The organism is Nostoc sp. DedQUE09 (assembly GCF_034530915.1).
Classification (GTDB): Bacteria; Cyanobacteriota; Cyanobacteriia; order Cyanobacteriales; family Nostocaceae; genus Nostoc.
Genome location: NZ_JAVRCE010000034.1, coordinates 62,176 through 79,282, shown reverse-complemented (window position 1 = coordinate 79,282; position 17,107 = coordinate 62,176). Strand labels below are relative to the sequence as shown.

Annotated in this window: 14 protein-coding genes; 8 read left to right on the top strand and 6 right to left on the bottom strand. The window is 40.0% G+C overall.

The window, feature by feature from the left end:
* Positions 1-106 precede the first annotated feature (106 nt).
* Complete coding sequence (locus tag RMY27_RS21105; protein ID WP_322666462.1) at positions 107-385, top strand: hypothetical protein; 279 nt, start codon at positions 107-109, stop codon at positions 383-385.
* A gap of 30 nt (positions 386-415) precedes the next feature.
* Positions 416-664, top strand: a complete 249-nt coding sequence (locus RMY27_RS21100; RefSeq protein WP_322666470.1) for a type II toxin-antitoxin system Phd/YefM family antitoxin — start codon at positions 416-418, stop codon at positions 662-664.
* 139 nt (positions 665-803) lie between these two features.
* Here the strand turns inward: RMY27_RS21100 and RMY27_RS21095 are convergent, their stop codons facing one another.
* The 3 genes from RMY27_RS21095 to RMY27_RS21085 all read right to left on the bottom strand — a co-directional run bounded on the left by RMY27_RS21095 (position 804) and on the right by RMY27_RS21085 (position 2,955).
* Positions 804-1,508, bottom strand: a complete 705-nt coding sequence (locus tag RMY27_RS21095) for an MAE_28990/MAE_18760 family HEPN-like nuclease (protein WP_322666460.1) — start codon at positions 1,506-1,508, stop codon at positions 804-806.
* Positions 1,505-2,623, bottom strand: coding sequence for a DUF262 domain-containing protein (locus RMY27_RS21090; protein ID WP_322666459.1), 1,119 nt, complete (start codon positions 2,621-2,623; stop codon positions 1,505-1,507). Before RMY27_RS21090 ends, RMY27_RS21095 begins: the two co-directional genes overlap by 4 nt.
* 140 nt (positions 2,624-2,763) lie before the next feature.
* Complete coding sequence (locus tag RMY27_RS21085; RefSeq protein WP_322666457.1) at positions 2,764-2,955, bottom strand: hypothetical protein; 192 nt, start codon at positions 2,953-2,955, stop codon at positions 2,764-2,766.
* A gap of 128 nt (positions 2,956-3,083) precedes the next feature.
* On the opposite strand from RMY27_RS21085, the gene RMY27_RS21080 reads away from it, so the two are divergent.
* The 4 genes from RMY27_RS21080 to RMY27_RS21065 are packed head-to-tail and all read left to right on the top strand — an operon-like array spanning position 3,084 to position 7,014.
* Positions 3,084-4,100, top strand: a complete 1,017-nt coding sequence (locus RMY27_RS21080) for an aromatic ring-hydroxylating dioxygenase subunit alpha (protein ID WP_322666455.1) — start codon at positions 3,084-3,086, stop codon at positions 4,098-4,100.
* A gap of 42 nt (positions 4,101-4,142) precedes the next feature.
* Entirely contained in the window at positions 4,143-4,892 is a 750-nt protein-coding gene (locus RMY27_RS21075; protein ID WP_322666452.1) for a sterol desaturase family protein, read from the top strand.
* Positions 4,892-5,500: a DapH/DapD/GlmU-related protein gene (locus tag RMY27_RS21070; RefSeq protein ID WP_322666450.1), complete on the top strand. Its 609-nt coding sequence runs from the start codon at positions 4,892-4,894 to the stop codon at positions 5,498-5,500. The genes RMY27_RS21075 and RMY27_RS21070 overlap by 1 nt, the downstream gene beginning before the upstream one ends.
* Positions 5,500-7,014 (top strand): GH3 family domain-containing protein, encoded by a 1,515-nt coding sequence (locus RMY27_RS21065; RefSeq protein ID WP_322666448.1) that lies wholly within the window; start codon positions 5,500-5,502, stop codon positions 7,012-7,014. Before RMY27_RS21070 ends, RMY27_RS21065 begins: the two co-directional genes overlap by 1 nt.
* Positions 7,015-7,155: 141 nt before the next feature.
* Here the strand turns inward: RMY27_RS21065 and RMY27_RS21060 are convergent, their stop codons facing one another.
* Together RMY27_RS21060 and RMY27_RS21055 are read right to left on the bottom strand one after the other, a co-directional pair.
* Complete coding sequence (locus RMY27_RS21060) at positions 7,156-7,503, bottom strand: hypothetical protein (protein ID WP_322666446.1); 348 nt, start codon at positions 7,501-7,503, stop codon at positions 7,156-7,158.
* Between the two features lie 80 nt (positions 7,504-7,583).
* Positions 7,584-9,068 carry a CIA30 family protein gene (locus RMY27_RS21055; RefSeq protein ID WP_322666444.1) on the bottom strand — a complete coding sequence of 495 codons (1,485 nt, stop codon included), beginning with the start codon at positions 9,066-9,068 and terminating at the stop codon, positions 7,584-7,586.
* 359 nt (positions 9,069-9,427) lie between these two features.
* On the opposite strand from RMY27_RS21055, the gene RMY27_RS21050 reads away from it, so the two are divergent.
* Together RMY27_RS21050 and RMY27_RS21045 are read left to right on the top strand one after the other, a co-directional pair.
* Positions 9,428-10,228 carry an RMD1 family protein gene (locus tag RMY27_RS21050; protein ID WP_322666442.1) on the top strand — a complete coding sequence of 267 codons (801 nt, stop codon included), beginning with the start codon at positions 9,428-9,430 and terminating at the stop codon, positions 10,226-10,228.
* Between the two features lie 169 nt (positions 10,229-10,397).
* Positions 10,398-10,928 (top strand): type IV pilin-like G/H family protein, encoded by a 531-nt coding sequence (locus tag RMY27_RS21045; protein WP_322666440.1) that lies wholly within the window; start codon positions 10,398-10,400, stop codon positions 10,926-10,928.
* Between the two features lie 597 nt (positions 10,929-11,525).
* Here the strand turns inward: RMY27_RS21045 and RMY27_RS21040 are convergent.
* Entirely contained in the window at positions 11,526-16,994 is a 5,469-nt protein-coding gene (locus RMY27_RS21040) for an AAA family ATPase (protein ID WP_322666438.1), read from the bottom strand.
* Positions 16,995-17,107: the final 113 nt, after the last annotated feature.

Genomic DNA, 17,107 nt, shown 5'->3' with positions numbered 1-17,107 from the left:
GTAATTCTTGATGCACTAATATTTAGTGTGCCTCATTTACCTCAAATCTGCTGTAAGACTTACTTTTTGCTGAATAATTTAAAAACATCACCAAAAAATAAAAGCTATGCACCTTGATCGCTTTTTTCCCATGATTATTTTCATCGTCATATCACTAGGTTTTATTGGTGCGTTCTTGCTACCCTATCTTTTAAATATTTTATTGGATCAAAAGAGTTCCTACAAAACAAATATAACTAATTCTAGCTACTACTCTCATGACACAGATACTAGTTGGAATTCTTTAGATGCTGCAAGTTATGGCGACGGAAGTAGTAATGACTCAAGCAGTTGCGATAGTGGCGGATCTGATGGGGATGGTAGTTGTGATAGTGGAGGTGATTAAATACTCAGTTTAAAGACTTAGTGGAATAAAATCACGGAAACTGTAAATATCCATCAAGCTGAAACGAATCTGTCACAGCTTTTGTTGCGGGTAGAACATGGAGAAGAAATCATTATTTCTGACGGAGGCATTCCTGTTGCCAAATTGGTTCCGTTTCGCACCTTATCAAATCGCCGCGATAGTTTAGGACAGGATAAAGGGTGTTTTCTAGTGCCAGAGGACTTTAACGCTCCTTTAACGGATGAGATGTTGGCAGCTTTTGAGGGCGGTGAGGAGTAAAACTTTTGCTAGATACGCAGTGTTGGTTATGGTGGTTTGCACAACCAGAACGTTTGAATAAGGAAGTGATGCCTACAATGGGCTGTTCGTTGACGTACACATTGCTGATGAAACTTGTTAACCGACTCATTGTAAACTGCTATAGCTTGTATTTTTTCTTGTCAATGTAATCGTCAATATTTTGCAGCAGATGAGTTAGGTATTTAACTAATTTATTTTTATCATTGATCAACTTGCTCCAAGTTATTTGATTTGATGCATCACAAAATGAAACATTTCCATGTGCTAAATCACATCGTATCTTGACTGCAAAATTGAGAAGTTCATCTATCTCTTTGTCAGGAACTCCTAGATTTCCATAAAAACCATACATATCTATGATTCCTTTGATAGTTTTAGCATCTAAATTTCCTGAGATTGGAATGTTAGTTGGATCTAACGTAAGTATCTCATCATCTAAAACTGCTCTGATTGCTTCATAAAGATTATCTGCCACAGTTTCCTTTTTGATATAGGAGTCTCTGAAACTTTTACTTTGATCGTTTAGTAACCATAATTTCTTTATTTTTTGGTTTAGCTCTTTATAAGTCAACTTGTCAACTAATATCGAATCATGAATTGCAGCTATCCCATTTTTAACAGAGGATTCAATTAGGTTATATAATAGCAAGTAACAATGAGACTTCAGGATTTTTTGAAGATCGCTATCAACCACGTACTCACCCGACGGAAAAATTATTGAACTTGTAGAGAATGCTCCAAGTTGTTCAATTTTATCTACTAAATCAAAATACTTATCGATTTCGGCTACTCGCCTGTGAAAGTCTCTTAAAAACTCTTTCATAGGCTGTGATTTAGAAGCTTTTCCTTAACATAATCAATTCTTTGTCGCATATTCTCAGGCTTATGGGTTTGGTAGCGACCTATCGGAATGCGGAAAGAATTGCTCTGATTATTCTTATCTGATGATTTCCACAAATTTTTAACAACTAAATCAGGCTTTTGTTTGAGAGCTAGATAAGAGCCAACTGAAATAGCTTCAAAGTAAGGACGTGAAGTCGCATCAGAATCCTGATATTTCTTAAATCCACTTGGAAAAGTCTTTACTATAAAATCCAACATTCTTTTAAAATCATATATTTTTTGCTTTTTCTCTTCATTTGTAAAAGTCCTGTTCTTCCAAAGAATATATTCATCAAGAAATCTGGCTACCCCAGTTCTTTCAAGATCGTTATGATTTTTAACATCAGCAATTATAAATTCTGGGTAGGTTTCCGAAAAAGCAAAAAACCTTAGAACTAGTTCAGCTTCTTCATTTCTATTTTGGAAGTATTTATAAATTGGGCATAGATCAACAAGTATTTTCGTCTTGGAACATTCAAAAACAAAATCTATAAAATCACCTCTATATACCCCTTTTCTTGTCTCCATAGGAGTTAGATCGAGGCTGCTAGTATTAATCCTATCAAACATATCATTTCTCACTCTTTCATCAGCTTTATCTGAAAGAACGATCATTCTAATAGGAGTATTCTTAAACTTTCTTTGGCGTGATGGTGGAAAATCGTTAAAGTAGAAACCGTTGAGGTAATTTAATGTTCTTAGATTGGTTAATCGCAACTGGTTCTTTATAAAAGCTGCAAGAGTTCTAACTCTCTGAGAACCATCAACAATTTCCAGTCGTCCAGTTTCTTTTATCTCAGCGACAAAGAGCAAAGGGATAGGCAAACCAAGAACAATGGATTCAATTAATTTAGATTGACGGGTAATATCCCATACAAATTCTCTTTGATACTCAGGTACATAAATCTCACTGAGATCATCATCATCTTTCTCTAAATATTTGTTGACTATAATCTCGATCGTAAATTCTCTAGTATCATAGTCGATTTCTTGTCTTCTTTCTTCGATCTGATCTTCCGCCATATTGATACTGTTTGGACTAACTGCCTTAGACATAAACCCTCGCTTCTATATCGCTTTTTTTAATATAGCTATAGCTATCGTCAAAATGTGGCAAGATATAATCGCTTTACAACTAACTTTGCATAACCGTACCCCAATCCACTCACAGAGTACTCCACTCAAGATGACTTTTATCAAGATCCTTGGTTTGGATAAAGCGCAGGTACTCCCACACTTTTTGCAATCCCTCGCAGTCGGGACAAGTTGCCTTTTTTCAATTCAGAACTAGTTTCTTGCTGTAGCGACTCCAAAAGGATCTGCACTAGTGTCCAGCGATCGCTAATTGGTAACTCTAATACCTGCTTTTGCAATTGTTGTAATTTCATGATGATTTTTCTATCTCAGGTTATCTCATTTTTAATTGTAAATTAGCTCTTTTGCAATTCGATAGATACAGCAATGCAGTTCTACTCAAGACATTGCCATAATTTAAATACGATCGCTCCCACCCACCATGCAATTCGCAGACTTTTGGTATATTGTCGCACTCAGCGAACAGTTACAACCTAACAAAGTATTATCACGCACCATTTTAGGAGAATGGTTAGCGATATTTCGCGGTGAAGATGGACAACCCGTAGCTTTGCGCGATCGCTGTTTACACCGCAATAGCCGTCTATCATTAGGTAAAATTTGTGACGGTGCTTTACAGTGTCCCTATCATGGTTGGGTATATGACGCGGTTGGGAACGTGATTGCTGTTCCAGCCGAAGGAAATGATTTCAAACCTTCCCCACAGCGTCGAGCCAAGTGTTACGCTACCAAAGAACAGGATGGCTATGTTTATGTGCGGTTAGGTGATAGCGTTGATTTTGAACCATTTTCTATGCCTCACTACGGACAAACAGGATGGGAGACGGTACGGGTAATTAACCGTTTTGCTAACAATGTTACTAATTGTGCAGAAAACTTTATTGATATTCCCCATACGGCTTTTGTTCATCCTGGTGTTTTCCGTACTTCCCGCCAACAAAAGTTAGAGATGACTGTTGAACGCTGCAATGGTTCGGTTTTGGTGGAATATCGCAACGAAAACAGTAATTTGGGATGGTATAGCCGTTTTCTGAATTTGCAGGGTGCAGAGATTAAACATAGTGATCGCTTTTATATGCCAAATATTACCTCTGTAGAGTATAAGATGGCACATAATCGCCATTTGTTCATTACCAGTCAATCTATCCCAGAAACCAATAATTCAACTCTGGTTTACACCGATGTCACCTACAACTATGGTATCTGGAATAAGTTAGCACGTCCCTTTGTGTGGTGGACTGCTCAACACATTATCCGTCAAGACGTGGAAATTTTGGGTATTCAGGGGGAAGCGATCGCTAAATACGGGACACAATTTTATAATACGCCTGCGGACACAATTCATATATTTGTAGAGTCAATTATGGCAGCTATATCTCGTGGAGAAGATCCGCGTTTATTGCCAAATCAATCAGTAAAAGTTACATTTTGGGTTTAAGAATAATTCGTAATTAATTAATATCAGTGTGAGTAATCAGAAGTGGGAATAAAAAACTTTTCACAACTACTAATTTTTGGTTCTTTTATCGGATTAGTTGGTTGGACTATTATCAATCAGGTTGGACGAACTCAACTTAAAGTTAAAACTCGTGAAGATTGGCTAATAGATGTTGCCGGATTAACTATTCAAGGAATTTTAATTCCCTTACTACAAGCGACTTTAGTTTATTGGCTATATCAATATTTACTACCCACTAAACAAGGATATTTAAAAGTACCATTACTTCCAAGTTTTATTATCAGTTTTGTTTTGATCGATTATTTATATTATTGGAATCATCGTTTATTACATAGTAAATTGTTGTGGAAAGTTCATCAAGTTCATCATACTGTTACTCAGATGGATGTATTAGGAACTTCTCGCAACACAGTTTGGACAAGTTTGTTAATTATTTATTTATGGGTACATACTTTATTTTTATATTTGTTAGCCGATCCCACAGGTTATTTACTTGGAGTAAGTCTAACTTCTGCCTTAGATTTATGGCGGCATAGCGACTTGATAATTTCTCAAAATACCAGGCTTTATCAATTTTTATCTTCTTGGCTAATCTTACCACAGGATCATGCTTGGCATCATTGCCGCGAAGTCCACAATTATAACTATGGCGCTAATCTGAAAATTTGGGATAAGTTACATGGAACATATTATGAAAGCGAAAAATTGCCATCTATAATCGGAATTCCTAGCTCATTAAACTTGTTCCAAAAACTTTTATTCCCATTTTAATGACAGTTCTAAGTAAAATTCTTTCGTTTTTTCCCACCTTTATATTATTGCTCACTGGGGCAGCGATAGTCTACCTCGCCTATTCACCCAACATCTTCAGCATTCTGGCGGTGCTTCTTTCTATTTATGGGCTACCAGTGCTAGTTTACCGCTTGCATGAATGGGTTTATCCTGTGCGCGAGGGTATTAGTTATCTGCTAGGTGAAGAATATAGTCCTTGGTGGGGTAGTCATCAAATCCAGGTAATTTATATTGCAATTCCGGTGTTGGAAGCACTGCTGCGACTGATTCCGGGGGTATTTTCCTGTTGGTTGCGATTGTGGGGTGCTAAAGTGGGGCGAGATGTGTACTGGACAACAAGATTGGAGATTGCCGATCGCAGTTTATTAGAAATTGGCGATCGCGTCGTTATCGGGCATGGTGTCGGTATCTATTCTCACATCATTAAACCCCGCAAGCAAAATTTAATGTTGTATGTCAAAAAAGTCAAGATTGGCAGCAATGTTTTTGTGGGAGCCGGATCTAATCTTGCTCCCGGTGTAATCATTGATGACGGTTCTTACTTACCAGCAGCCACCAACCTTTATCCTAATCAAAAGGTACAATAATGCGTCCGATTATTCAGCTTTTTGGGCAAATTCTCGCGCCAACTGCGAGGCGATTTCATCAAGCTTTAGATAACCCAAAGTTAATGCAGACATCTGTACAGAGGGAGATTTGCGATCACCTAATCAAGAGTGAGTATGGTAAAACTTTGGGGATTCATTCTGTAGATGATTGGCAGCGTGTACCAATCGTAGATTATGATGCACTCGAACCCTGGTTAAACCAGAAACAGCAGCAAATTTCTCTCACACCAGAACCTATTTTGTTCTATGAAAAAACCTCCGGTAGTAGTGGGGCAATAAAATGGATTCCTTATACTCAATCTTTGCGGCGATCGTTTAATCAGATGTTCTGCGTATGGGCGCATGATTTGATTGTACACGGGCCGAAATTTTCCACAGGCAAGATTTATGCTTGTATCTCGCCGCAATTAGATGTAGCTGATAATCAAAGTTTACAGAACGATTTAGATTACTTAGATGGCTGGTTGCGTTGGTTTTTACGTCCTTGGTTGGTGATGCCAAATAAACTTAATCGGCTGCATGACGCGAACCTATTCAAACATCAACTAGCTTTGGCATTATTAGAGGCTGAAAAACTAGAAATTATTTCTATTTGGAGTCCTAGTTTTCTGCAAGTACATTTAAAATATATTCAAGAAAATCAAGATTTCTTGCAAACGGAATTACACAACCGGATTTCACCTCATCGGCTGCAACACCTGTGCGAAAGTAATATTCCCTGGATGCAACTCTGGCCAAATTTGAAGCTGATTTCTTGCTGGGATAGCGCCAACGCAGCAGATCAAGCTCAGGGATTAAGATCGCAATTTCCAGGTGTATTAGTTCAAGGTAAAGGACTACTAGCAACCGAAGCGCCAATGACGATTCCCTTGATTGTAGCTGGAGGATGTGTTCCAGTTCTGGATGAAGTGTTTTTTGAGTTCGAGGATGAGACTGCTTCCCTGTATGGTTTGCATGAACTCAACATTGGCAAGGAATACACGATTATTTTATCCCAAAAAGGGGGTTTGTATCGTTATCGAATTGGCGATCGCATCCGGGTAACTCATTACTATCGCCACACTCCCTGTTTAGAGTTTCTCGGACGACATCAAGCTATTAGCGATTTGGTGGGTGAAAAGTTGCAAGAAACCTTTGTAAATAATGCTCTGACTCTGCTGAACTTGCAAGAAACTAATTTTAAAAGCTTGATGCCCATTGCCGATCCTGCACACTATATTCTATTACTAGATTCGGCAACACAAAGCCCAGAAATTATTGCTCAACATCTGGATCTGGCTCTATCAGAATCGTATCATTACAAAAGAGCGCGATCGCTCGGTCAACTCGCATCACCACAGGTTTTAATTTCTAGTCAAATTCCTGAAATATTAGTTTCCCATCGTACCCGTACTGGAAGTATCTGGGGAGGTATTAAACATCCAATTTTGGCAAAATCACCCATTAGCACTGAACTTCTACAAGAATTGAAGTTGAAAATTGCCCAGAAATAGCTTACCAAGTACTAGTACCACACGGCAGCAATAAATCACCCATTCCAAATTAATGAAACGCTTACCCTGTGTTCATTTTTAATTTTTAATTTTTAATTTTTAATTCCGCCTTGCGGTACTAGCCTTTTTAAGTTTGATTATTTAGCGTGATTCTAATTTAACAACTCGCTCCTCTAATTTATTGACTTGTTGCTTCAATTCAATCACCAAAGTTGCAAGCCGATCAAACATCGGATCTTGCTGTGATAAGTTCCTTCTAGAACCACTTGACTGTCGTGGGGTAAGTGTTGTTCTTGAAGATGGAGACTGCCGAGTTTTACCTAGCTGAGACTCTAGCTGATTTAACCGCGACTCAACACGATTCAAATCCGCTTCCAGATTATAGATGCGGGACTCTACTTGCTGCGATGAGGCAGTTTTAGAAAAAAAACTGCCCCAGATTATTGTTATTAAAATCCCGGCGATTACTAGCACCTTGATTTTTTTCATACCAATAGCTGACTTGTTAGAACAGTCTATCTAACCAGACTTGGTTGAGATAATTTACAGACTAAAAATCTGTAAATATTTCATTTTTCATCAGGTTTTAAGTTAGAAAATAAACTCTGCCAATCGATATTGACAGTATTTTCTCCCTGTTTAACCTCAAATGTGACGTTAGACGCTTTTCCTAGTTTTAGCGCTTGTACGCAAAGTTCTGCCACATCCTCACGGCTGATTTTGCCTCTAATATTGTCACCTTGCTCAAATATTAATTCCTTACCCCCTGCGTCTTCAGTTAAAGCACAAGGTCTAATAATGGTATAAGGAATTCCGCTTTCTCTTAAACTATCTTCTCCCTTCAACTTCCAAGTTAAAATTCCTCCCAATTGATCGTTTAATTTCACTGCTGGCGGTTCTTCATCTAAATTAATGCCAGGGCGGCCGGGACGAGTGACACCTGCTGAACTGACGAGGATAAATTGTGGTAAAACTGTCTCCCCATAAGCTTTAATTGATTCCACCTCTAAAGCAAAACCACCTGGGGAAAATTTGGGATTTAAAGCGCCATCATGTTCAAATTTGCTCAACATCAGTTGGAATGAACAAATTCTACTTTCTTCAAGTGGCGGTGCATCTTTGACAATTTTTGCTCGAAATACGGGAATCAAATCTGCAAAAGGAATGTGAATATCTATCCAAGTATTAGCTACAGTATCAAAAGAATAGCTATAGCCAATACCATCCCATGTTGTATCTGTCCGTAGAAAGATTTTATAACGCTGACCGTCACCTTTGACGCGCAATTTCACTCCTTTATAACCAGATAAGTTAAAGGGTGGATCAAAATTTTTCGTTCTGACAGAAGCAAATCCTCCAGAATTAGCGGTGGAGACATTCCCAGCAAATAAAGCTGTATTTTCTACTAATTGGATATTACTGGCACTCACGCCACCCATGACGACATCATCCAGCGCTCCCCAGTTATCCTTTAATTCTGCTGATGGCTTGGTGAAATCAAATATTAGTTTTTCGTTTGCTTGGGGTAAATATTTTGCCGCCGCTTCGACTAAGTTTTTGACTCCTTGATATTCTACATTTTCAGGAGTGTCACCAACAATTTCTGGCTGGTAAAATTTAACACCTTGATAATATTTGGCTCTATCTGCTGTATCTCCCTCAACTGGTTGTACACGTACTGCTGTACAACAAATTACAGCTTGGATATCAGCCATAACTAAAGGAGTTAAAGTTTCTGGGTGCGTGATATCCGCAACTACTAAATCGATATCATTACCAAGAATTGACCGCGCTTTGTCAATATCTCGAACTAGGGCGCGAACTTTATAACCTTGTTGGAGCGATCGCTGCACGACTCGTTTACCAACACCACCTGTTGCACCTGCTACTAATATTACACCCACATTTCTTCCTCCATTGGGTCTATATTGATTATCCTTAGGACGACCTTGGATTAATTGCTGTACCCAGTTAAGGAAAGGAATTACCTCAAAGTAAGTCAGGGTTTCGATAAACCTGCCTAAGTCCCATTGAGAACGATTTTTGTCAGTCATATTTGCGTCCTCATAACTTTATTTACTCTAACAATTTTGGGGAGAGTGGCGAGTCAATACTTTTCGGTTAAGGGGAAAAGGGGAAAGGGAAAGGGTTTGATATTTACCTTTACCCCTTACCCTTTAACCTTTACCCAGACCAAAAGATTATCCGAAAAGTGTTGAGTGGCGAGTAATGTAGTTCAACTATTTGAAAAGCGCTGTAATTTATTTAGAGCACAAAAGTATCAAAAACAAGGTGTAGGCTGTAGGGGAAGGACGAAATGGTAAGCTGAGATTGTAGTTATCTCCGACAACAGGCATCAATTAGTATCGCTACCAGAGCAATAAAGCAGGCAAAATATAGCTTCCGGGCAACAATGCAAAAACTCCTTTTTAATGACAAAGATAGATTTAGAGCGCAGGCCCTATTCCTTGGTAAAGGTATTAACTTAAAGACGCTGGATAATTACGTTTCCTTGGCTAGTATGCCACTAATGATTAGAGTCGGTGAAGAAGGCTACGCAGTATTGTTGGCTTATGGTGCAGTTGTCCTGTTTAACCTTGAGCCTGTAGAGAAGGTAGCCTTTTTGACCAAACTATCTTCTCAAATTAATGGCCCTTTTGCCGACCCAGAAACAGAAGAGGTAGAAGTTAATCTCAGTATTAGTGAGAGCGAACGAGCTAAGGAAGGAAAAATTTTACTGCATGAATTGAGTATAGAACGCTTGCAGATAGTGGCTGATATTCTCGCTAAGAGTGTTGTGCTGTCTCACTATGAAACCAGCCTAGCAACTGTATTCGATCAAATTGAACCGTTTGCAGCTAGTCTCCAGCGTGAAAACAGGAGTAGACAACAAAGCCGAGAATTACTGCGTCAACTTGGGACTACCCTATTAATTCAACATAAAATTGTCGGTCAAGTAGAGATTATCGATAAGCCGGAGTTGCTTTGGGAATCTCCACAGCTAGAAAACTTATATCTGCGCTTGGAGGATGAATACGAAATTCGTGAGCGTCACCATGCTCTAGAACGTAAACTAGACCTAATTGCCCAAACCGCCCAAACGGTGCTGGAGTTCATGCAGCATAGCAGTAGTCAGCGAGTAGAGTGGTATGTGGTGATTCTGATTGTGGTAGAGATTCTGCTGTCACTTTATGACATCCTTTTCAAAAGCTAATCTTAAATTTGGGGTTGTGAGATGGCAGCGATCGCAACTACTCAAAATTTAGAGTGACACTATTAATAAGTTGCAAGCTCGGCTACGAACTGAAACTAGGCAGAAAAAAGCAGCGATCGCCTTGCTTGATAATGCTAAGTTGAAGTATCAATTCCTTCTCAAGTCGTATATGTCAGATATGACTAAACAAAATGACCGTACCCAAATTAACTTTAAAAGAATCTTGTTACTTGTTGGACTTGGAGGATTACCGCTTGGGATTTTAACTATTTTTATTCAAGTTCCACCAAGCTGTGGCTGTAATAATAGCAGTAAGATTACAATTGGAAGTTTTATTAGGGCACAACAAGCATATTTTTCTGAAAAATCAGTTTTTGCTCAATCGTATAGCTTGTTAGAGCTTGGAGATGGAGATAGACCAGCAGCTACAACCCACTATCGATATTCTGTAGAAATGGGTAAGAATAAGTCATTTATATATGCAACGCCTACAAAAGAGCTACCGACTGATTTATTGAAATTAGGTCTGACAAAAAAGGGTTTTAACAGCCTTGTAGGCGCAGTTGCTTACGATACACAAAACAAAACTACTGTTTCAATAATGTGCCGTTCCGAGAAACAGACTTTAGATGAACCTCCCAAACCTGTTTTCAAGCAAGATAAGTTTAGCTGCCCTATCGGGTTTCAAACTATCAACTAAGATGGGTTGATGAAAATCGCTAATTCTATTTTTTTATTTGTTATAAACTAATGAGTGATATCATGTCCGCCAAATTACCCATAATAAAAGAACCCCACCCCCAACCCCTCCCCGCAGGCGGGGAGGGCAGGGTGGTTTCATACGAAAAAAGAAAAATACATAAGTCTTGATTTCTCGTTTTGTGTCCAACCTTTTTCCCTCTCTCCAAACCTCTCCCCCACGGGGGGAGAGGCTTTGAAACCCAGTTTTATGTTTTTCTCTGGTTGTATGAAACCACCCTGCTCCCCGCAGGCGGGGAGGGGAGACAAAGCATAGCTTTGGCGGGGTGGGGTTCTTCGGGTTTAATAAGCAATTAAGCGGACATGATATGATATCATGTCCGCATAATTAGTTATGATTCCCACAATCATTGCACCCCGCCCCCAACCCCCTCCCCGCAAGCGGGGCTACCGTGTATACACAAGTTGAATTACCCCCCTTAATCCCCCCGATGCATTGGGGGGAAACCGGAAAATCCAGTTCCCTCCCCTTTGCAAGGGGAGGGTTAGGGTGGGGTAAAACCGATATTTACCACTACCCAGCAATGTTATTACTAACTTACTGACAAACTGGAATACGGATTTGAAACTCCGCTCCCTCGCCGGGTTCTGAAGTGCAAGAGAGTGAACCACCATGTTTTTCGGTAACGATTTGGTAGCTAATCGACAAGCCCATACCTGTTCCTTTGCCCACAGGTTTTGTGGTAAAGAAAGGATCGAACAGGCGACGGCGAACAGGCTCTGGTATACTCATCCCATTGTCTGCAATCCGAATTTCAATTTGATGAGCATCAATTTGTTCAGTGTGAATAGTAATGGTTGGAGTTGTAATTTGTCCTTGATTATCTGTTAATGACTCTTCCAAAGCATCGATCGCATTACTCAACACATTCATAAATACTTGATTTAGCTGCCCTGCATAGCATTCCACTTGGGGCAAATTGCCGTAATGTTTAACAAGCTCAATACCAGGACGATCTGACTTGGCTTTGAGGCGATGTTGGAGAATCATTATGGTACTGTCAATGCCCTCATGAATATTAACAGCTTTAATTTCGGCTTCGTCCATACGTGAGAAAGTTCGCAGAGAAGCGACAATTTGCCGAATTCGGTCTGCCCCAACCCACATAGAAGATAGTAGCTTCGGTAGGTCTTCTAGCACGAATTCTAGATCGATCGCCTCTGCTTCTGACTGAATCTCTGAATGGGGAGATGGGTAATGCTTCTGATAAAGTTCCAGCAGTCTTAGCACCTCTTGGGTGTAACTGTTGGCATGGGTCAGATTGCCAAAGATAAAATTGACTGGATTGTTGATTTCGTGAGCAACCCCAGCTACCAGTTGCCCCAAGCTCGACATTTTCTCGGTCTGCACAAGTTGAGCCTGAGTTTGTTGTAGTTTATACAGAGATTTTTCGATTTGTTCGGCTTTTTCTCGCTCTCGCGTTTCGGATGCTTGCAAAGCTTCATTTTTAGTTTCGAGTTCTTGTGATTTAGCTTCGAGTTGTTCTGAGTAAGCTTGCAAGTTGGTGTAAAGACGGGCGTTGTCGATCGCAATCGAAATTTGTGCGATCAACAGACTCAGCACATTCACCCGTTCTGGGGTAAAAGCACCAGAAATGAGATTATTTTCCAGGTAAATAATCCCAGTAAACTTGCCAGAGTGAATCAGCGGCAAACACAAAATTGACTTGGATTGGTAAGTGGTGATATAAGCATCAGCCACAAAACGAGAGTCTTTAACAGCATTGTCTAAAACCAGATTGTTTCTAGTTCTTTCCACATAGTTGCATAAAGCAACCGGGAGTAAGAATGAATTAGTTTTATCCTCTGTGTTTACAACAACGCTAACCTCCTTACCGATAACTATTCCCGTCGCTTCTAATATCCATTGATTCTCGCGCTTGGCAATAAAGTAACCTTGTTGAGCGCCAGCATTTTCGATGACAATCTTCATCAATTTTTCGAGCAGGTGATTTAGCACCATTTCTTCTGACAGCACCTGTGCAGCTTTCATCACTGTCATAAAGTCAAGAATGTGAGCGTTTTCTGTAGTCGTAGAGCTTGTTTGAAGAGTGTGTAGGTAATTCGTTTCTGTTTTTTCTGTGTTTGACCGCAAAATTAATTGCGGATAGCGTGCTTCTAAATCTCTGACTTTAGCAACAGCACCCCAATGGCTATAGGCGTAGTAAGCATTTGTCATGTATGTTTGGGCGATCGCTTCTTTACGCCATGACAAATAGAATTTGGCTGCGAGTTCGTGGGCGATCGCTTCTTCGTTGATATACTCGTTTTCTTTAGCAAGTGCGATCGCCTTGTCATACATCTCGATCGCTTCGATTTTTTCGCCTAAAACCCGATGCCGTTCTGCCTCTACCAAATAGAATTTGTGTAAATGATTCATTGGGGCATAATCCGCCCATTTTTGGATTTTTTCTTGATTAGCTTGGACGCGATCGAGGATGGCCTTTTGCTCTGACTCTGAGCGATCGCGATAGACCGCTAGCCGTACTAAAGAATCATAAAAATTGAATAGAGGAACAAGGGGCATTCCTACCATTGCATCTAAATACTTCTGGGCTATAGCGAGATTCTCAATCGCTTCCGAGTAATTTTCAAACCAATAACAAAGCAAAAATTTGTTCAAATATATGTAGCCAACTCCCCCATTGTCGTTTGCTTGCTGGTGCAGTGGCAACCTTATATGTTCATCGCAGGCTTCACCCTTGAGCAGGCAGGGATTTTCATTTTTTCCCAGTAAATTTAAGGTAGCCTGCCAATAGATTTCTATATAATAAAGCGCTGTTTCTTGCTTGGTTTTATGAATAGCATCTCTGCTTCTTGCTATCTCTCTTTCAAGGACAGTTAGTTCTTTACCGCTAAAGTAAGCTAAACAGGAGTACTGGAATAGACTATATCCTGCATATTCTAAATCTCCTGTCTCCATTCCGCTAGAGTGACCTGACAGCAAAGGCTCTAAGGTTTCTCTCAGATGCTCTTTCCAATGTCGGATAAATAGGTTTACGATAAAAACTGTCTTGGCTTTGATTTCTTGAGCATTTAACTTTGACACTAGATTTAAAGCCAACTGACCAAATTTATAACCTGAATCAATATCTCCCACAATGGCACAAAGAAGAAAACCATAATTGGCATAAGCAAAAGGAGAAACGGCAGCATTACCATATTCGACGGATAATTGTACTTGTTTGCACACCGTCAAGGGCAACAGTGCAGGAGCAACAATATATGCGGGAGCAAAGATACTTGACAAAAGTCTAATGGCTGCTAATTTATAGCGATCGCTCATTTGAGGTAGTTCAATTAAATCCTCAATTCGCGTTCCACTCAAAATTGCCGCAGTGTCCGCCAATCCTTGCCCAATATCTGACGCGTTCGGTTCTTGAGGAAACTCCACCTCTAACAGCTTTAAAACTTGCAGTGCTGTGTTAACCGCTTCTAGTAGTCTGTTCTGCGCCATATAAGCTTGCATCTGGACTTCATACACTTTAATTTTGTCCAGTAGCGTCACAGCACAGTTTTGGACAATCTCAAACAATCTCTGCATTTCTTCAAAATCACCGCTCAAAAAAGCTGCCTCTGCCGCTTCTGAGTGCAGTGTTAATGTCAGTTCATATTCACACTTCCAGCTTTCTTCTGCTAACAGTCCCAAACCAACTTGCAAATATTTGATGGCGGAATCATGGGCTGTGGCTGCTTTTGCTCTTTGACCGGCGATGAGGTTTAGTTCTGCAAGTTGATATTTTTCTGTTTCAGATATCAGTAAATCAGTACCATAATTGAGTTGATTAACTAAAGCAAATATATTTTCTTTGCGTTCTTCTGGTGTTGTATTTTGTAGCAGTAATTGACCAATTTTCAGATGCGTTGCTTGCTTGCGATCGTTGGGAATCAGAGAATACGCCGCTTGCTGTACTCTGTCATGTAAAAACTTGTAATCAACCTTGACATCAGTTAAATTAATTCCGTCAGATTCATCCTGACTAAAGACTAAGGGAATTTTGTAATCCTGATTTAACGGCAGAATTAAGCCAGCTTGCAAGGCTGACCACAATTGCGCCGCAGTTGTAAGAGAAGATACTTCGTTAACGATCGCTAATACATCTAAGTTAAAAGTATTACCAATACAAGCAGCCAGTTTAAGAACTTGTTGCGTTTCTAATGACAATTTGCGAATATTTCTCGCTGTCAGTTCAACAACATTCAGGTCAGTAATGCCGATTGCTTGAATATGTTGGATATTCCATTGCCATACTCCTGAATGGAAGTCGTATGTTAGTAAGTCTTCTTGGTGTAGGGTTTTCAGCAGTTGTGTTAAGAAGAAGGGGTTTCCTCCAGTTTTGTGGAATAGTAATTCTGCTAGTGGCTGACTGTGTTCTATGTGATTCAATGTATCGTCAATTAACGCTTCTACATCCGTTAACTGCAATGATGACAAGACGATGTTATTCACCACCGCACCAGAAGATTGAATTTTGGACAAACTCATCATCAATGGATGGGTGGGCGACACTTCATTATCACGGTATGCCCCGATTAGCAATAAATATTTGCGCTCAATATCCGTCATCAATAGCTCAATTAAGTTTAATGATGCCGAATCTGCCCACTGCAAGTCATCCAGAAAGACAACTAAGGGATGGTCTTGGTTCGTGAATACCCCAATGAATTGCCCAAAAACGCGATTGAAACGGTTTTGAGATTCTGTTGCTCCCAATTGTGTTACAGGTGGTTGAGTACCAATAATGAGTTCGACTTCGGGAATCACATCGATAATGACTTGCCCGTTTTCTCCCAACGCAGTTAACAATTTCTCTTTCCACCCTTGAATTTGGGCAACGCTTTCGGTGAGTAATTGCTGAATCAAAGATTGGAACGCCTGAATCAACGATGTGTATGGAATATTGCGCTTGAATTGGTCAAACTTGCCTGCAATGAAATAACCTCTGGCCCCGACAATCGGTTTATGAACTTCATTGACGACACTCGTCTTGCCAATGCCCGAATAACCAGAGACGAGCATAAATTCGCTGCTACCACTTGCTACACGCTCAAATGCAGTCATTAATGTTGCTACTTCTGCTTCGCGTCCGTAGAGGTGTTGTCCAATCAAAAAATGCCCAGATTTATCCTGTCTCCCTGGTACAAAGTTTTCAATTTTGCCAATCACTTGAAGTTGAAACAAGCATTCCTCTAAATCCGCTTTCAGTCCCCAAGCGCTTTGATAGCGCTCCTCTGCTGTTTTCGCTAACAGCTTCAAAATAATTGCACTAATTGCCTCTGGTACATCTTCCAGAACGCGGCACACGGTTTCGCTACAGGGTGCGACTGGCATTTTGGCGATGTGACAGTGGATCAACTCCATCGGGTCACTAGCATAAAACGGCAGCGTCCCAGTTAGCATTTCATACAAGGTGACACCCAACGAATAAAAGTCGGTGCGATAGTCGCACACCCGGTTCATTCTACCTGTTTGCTCAGGCGACATATAGGCAAGAGTACCTTCAAGCAAATTTGGATTGCTCAAGGTGGGATTTTCTCGATCGAGGCGTGAAGAGATACTGAAGTCAATCAGTTTTATTTCTCCTGATTCGGGATTAATTAGAATATTGTGCGGCTTAATATCTTTATGTATAATTTTTTGGGCGTGTAGCTCTCCTAAAGTGTGCGCCAAATTAATCGCCACCTTGAGAAAAGTAATCAAAGTAGTTTTTTGAGTCGCAATCATTTCTTTGAGCAAGCAACCTGGAATATCTTCCAAAACCAAAGCCAAACCATGCTGATAATTCTTTAACTCGTAGGCTTTAACAATGCCAGGAATTTGCAGTGGCTCAATGATTTGATATTCGTGGCGCAGTCGAGCCACATCTTCCAAGGGTGGATGTTCGCACAGAAGAGTTTTGATCACCACAGAGACATTATCGGTTTCTCGCCGTCCACGATAAATGACGGTTTTACTACCGGAGTGAAGGGTTTCGAGGAGTTGATAACCAGATAAAGTAACTGTCATTGTTTTTTCTTGCAATATAAGCATTCTTAATTTGCCCATGCAAGTTTAGCTTTGTAACATCTGAGACAAAAATAAGCATATTTTTACGAGATGTTACATAACTAATTTTGTTT